Here is a 3561-nt window from a genome sequence, read left to right as displayed (position 1 = left end):
GACACGCCCCGGCGGACGCGACCTAGACCCCGGTACTCCCGGCCATTCCGAACTGCATATGGTGATTCCCGAAGATATCCTCCTGGAAGGCGTCGATGCCGATACCCCCTTCGTTCCGATCGAAATCAAATCCCCCGTTGCCGGGATGCCGGCCTATCCCAATATCGAAGAAGGCGACCGCATTCGCCTGTACTGGGGGAGCGAGAAAGTCGAGCACATCGTGACAGACGAGGAAGCCAAGGATCCCGACAACCACGTGATTGTCATCATCGTCGACAAGGCGGTGATCGACGAGGAAGGCGACTCCGAGGCCGACGGCATTCCCGTGGCTTTCGATGTCCTGGATGTGGTCAATAACCGCTCCGAGGACTGGAGCACCACGATTCGTATCGACGTTGACACTGGCAGCCCACGGCTCACCGCGCCGATTATCGAGGAAGCCTTCAACAACGTCCTGAACATGGACACCTTGCCCAACCCCGACACGGTGACCGCTCGCGTCATGGCGATGAACCTCGTCCCCGGCCGCACCGACTTCGCCCCGGGCGACGAAATCGAGATACGCCTGCGAGGCATCTCGCTAGAGGGCGAAACGGTAGACCGTGTGTATGAGCTTAAAACCGTTACCAGTGTGCCCAGCATCGTCGATATTCCACTGCCCAGCATCGATGTCCGTCTACTGGTCAACACCCGGGCGGCGCTCTCCTACCGTTTGGTCAAGGCGGATGGCTCCGCCGACCTGCGCTCCAAAAGCCAGTTCATCGAGGTCATCGGCGAAGCCAGGCAACTGGCCGCGCCCATCGCCGAGGACGCTATCGCCGGCACCCTTGATCCCGCGTTGCCCTATACCCTGATCGAGATTCCCTGGGATGAAAGCATGACCGAGGGCCAAGCCATTGACCTGAAGTGGCTCGGCACGCGAGGCCCCCAGATTTACTTTCCAACCTTTCCTCTTCGCCTGATCAGCCATGGCGAAGAGAGGGACAAAGAGTCGCTTCACATCTCGGTCGACGGTGAACATTTGCGCGCCATCGACGGTGGCACGCTGGAGCTCTTCTACCTGCTGCTGCGCGATACGGACGCCCGCGAAGTCGTCAGTCGCCAGTCCTTGCATGCCGACCTGCTGAACATCGGCGAGCCCGTCGCCGAGCTACCTCCACCTGATGTTGAAGGCGAGCAGGACGGTGTCCTTGATCCTGCGGATGTGCCCGCCGGGACTCGCTTGATTGTCCGGCAATATGACGGGCAGATTCGCGGCGATAAGGTGCACTACGTCTGGAACGGCTCACGAACCGGGATCAAAACCGACTCCACCCCAATCACTGAAATCAACGAGACTTCGGATATCCCTTTCTCCATCAACTTCGACCTGATCAAGAACAACGAGGGAGGAACCGTGAAGGCCTCCTATTGGGTGAAGCGTGTGACGGGAAGGATCAGTCCCTCGGAGGTCCTGCCGATGGATATCGGCACGCCCATGGACCTGGCCGCTCCCAGCGTCAAACAGGCCACCGGAGTTTCGCCCAACCAGCAACTCAATCCGGTGGCGGCCAAGGATGAACTGACCGTGGAGATTCCGGATTACGGTATCCGGCCTGGCGATCAGGTCCGCGTGACCTGGGCCGGCACCGCCGGGGCCGGGTCTCATACCACCCCGCTGCAGGCGCTGCCCGGCAGTCGGGAGATACCTGTCCCGGTGGAGGTCCTCGCCTACAACCTGGACCGGTCGGTGACGGTCACCTACACCGTGACCCCTAGCGGCGGCAGCGAATCCGAGCCGTCCCGTGCATTGACGCTGAACGTGCAGGCGATACCCGACATCAGTCTGCCCATGCCGCTGATTCCCCAGGCCGCGCAAGCTGGCATTGGCAGCGAACTGGATCTGGGGACCTTTATCGGCGATACGCGGGTCACCGTGGCACCGTGGCCGCTGATCGCCGCCGGTCAGCGCGTCTGGCTGCGCGTCGAGGGGACGGCGGTCGACAACTCACCCTATACCATCCCCCTCTACACGGCTTACGAGGTCGTTCCCTCGGAAGTGACGGCCGGGTTGTCCACACCGCTGTTGCGCAGCGAACTGGAGAAATTGCGCGACGGCTCGGCATTGAACGTCGTGCTGCAAGTGACCTTCGATCAGAGCTCGACCCAGGCCAACGCGGTCGATTTTCCCCTGCGCACCTATACCCTCAAGACCGTTGCACTGGTGGCACCGACCATCACAGCGGTCAGCGAAAGCGCCACCCCTGCCATCCCCAACGGCGGTGTCACCGCCGCCACCTCGGTGGTCCTGACTGGCCGCGCCAGCCCTGGATTCAGTATTGACCTCTTCGACAACGACACCCCACCACCCAAGGGCACCTTCGTCGCCACCGGTGGCACCTGGACCACCACCACGCCCATCGCCGTGGCACCCGGTCCCCACAGCTTCACCGCCAAGGCCAAATATGGCAGCGAACCGGTATCAGGGGCCTGGACGTTTACCGTCATTACCCTGACCGATCAGAACAAACCTTATATCCAGCAAGCCGAGAACAATGGCACCGGCACGACGCTCGACCTGAGCACCTTCACGGGCGACGCCACCGTCAAGGTGAGCCCATGGCCCGGTATCGCGGCCAAGCAAAGAGTCTGGCTACGCTGCCTGGGTAAAAAGGCCAATGGCAGTGATCACATCATCACCCTGTACACGGCATCGGAAGTGATTGCGCCGGAAGTGACCAACGGACTTTCAAAAAATATCCCACGCGCGCAGTTGGAAGAGCTGGGAGACAACACCCCGTTGACGGTGGAACTCAAGATCAAATTCAACGGTTCCACCTCGGACGAGGCTGCCACCGTCTTTCCGCTGCGCACCTATACCGTCAAGACCTTTGCACGTTTGGAGATCGACACCAGCACCGTGCAGCTCAACGGTTTTTTCGTTTACACCGGCATGCAACGAAACGCCACCCCCATGCCGGCAGGGACCACGATCACTCGCCGGCCCACGAGTGGTACCCCGCCATTTACCTACCGCTCGTCAAACAACGCGGTCGCTCAGGTTGACGGCAACGGTGTGGTCATCGGTTATAAAAACGGTCAGGCAACGATCGAGGTAAGCGACACCTTTGGGCAGACGGTTTCATACCTGATCGTGCGCTCGAACGCCTGGAAAATCGCCACGATTCCCTCGATCCAGGGGGCCAATGCCCCGGCCTGGGCAAACTCCGTGGGGGCGAATAACTCCTTCAACTCATCCCGTCCAGATGGCGGCACCATGGCCGCACTTCGGCAATATTATGTAATGGCTATTGGCTGGAACTACGATCATTGGACCGGGCAGTTCGAGAACAACAACCCTAATTGGCCCCTCTTCACCAATCCCTACACCGGATATATCAGTACATCGGCCAGAGAAGCCTGGTTAGGGGCGTATTGTCGGGTGCCGGACAATTAAGGATCACTCAACTCATCGGTGGATTGCGCCATGGTTGACCCATACCGAGGTATCAACGAGGACGCCCTTCATTGAGCATCCTCGCGGCGACGGCGGATCATGAGCCATTGGTCGGATAACCTGCT

General features: G+C 60.3%; 1 protein-coding gene. It reads left to right on the top strand.

Annotation, left to right across the window (positions count from 1 at the left end; translation table 11 throughout):
* On the top strand, positions 1-3436 hold a 3436-nt coding region (locus HX830_RS31685; RefSeq protein WP_177104771.1), incomplete at its 5' end, for an Ig-like domain-containing protein.
* Positions 3437-3561: the final 125 nt, after the last annotated feature.

It is taken from the genome of Pseudomonas gingeri (assembly GCF_013385425.1).
GTDB classification, from domain to species: domain Bacteria; phylum Pseudomonadota; class Gammaproteobacteria; order Pseudomonadales; family Pseudomonadaceae; genus Aquipseudomonas; species Aquipseudomonas gingeri_D.
The sequence above is the reverse complement of the archived record's forward strand: the minus strand, read 5'-3'. Positions and strand labels throughout refer to the sequence as shown.